Annotated in this window: 1 protein-coding gene; it reads left to right on the top strand. The window is 70.8% G+C overall.

Features of this window, described 5'->3' with window-relative positions:
- The coding region (locus tag IG178_RS25190) for a phosphotransferase family protein (protein WP_193215295.1) at positions 1 to 339 on the top strand (339 nt) is incomplete at its 5' end.
- Positions 340 to 510: the final 171 nt, after the last annotated feature.

A 510-nucleotide genomic window follows, 5' to 3' on the forward strand; every position in this document is an offset into this window, starting at 1 on the left:
GAGACGGTGACTCCTCACCTCGTGCACTCGGACCTGATGGGCCAGAACATGATCTGGTCCGGTGACGCGCTGGCCGGGGTGATCGACTGGGATCACGCGAGCCTGGGCGATCCGGCGCAGGACGTGGCCGCACTGGCCTGCTCGTACGGCTGGCCCACCCTCGACGGCGCCCTGCCGCCCGAGATCCTGCACCGAGCCCGACTGCACGCACGGATCATGCCCATGCAGTCGGTGGCCTACACGCTGGTCCAGGATCTGGACACGGCGCAGGTCAATCAGGCCGTGGCTCGGGCCGATGAATGGATCGACACTCGTCTGCGAGCCCTGCTGCGCCGCTGAGCCGGGTCCCGAGCCCAGCGGCGATCGCTCAGCCGGTCAGGCCGAGCAGCTGCACCCACCGCTGGCAGGCCTCCTCGATGACCTCCCGGGCCTCCAGCCGCCCGATCTGCTGAGCCTCCAGCGACGCACCGCCATGCGCGGCGGCGATCAAGGCCGCCGCCAGCGGTGCGC

This window comes from Neoluteolibacter marinus (assembly GCF_014904755.1).
In the GTDB taxonomy this organism is placed as follows: domain Bacteria; phylum Verrucomicrobiota; class Verrucomicrobiia; order Verrucomicrobiales; family Akkermansiaceae; genus Haloferula; species Haloferula marina.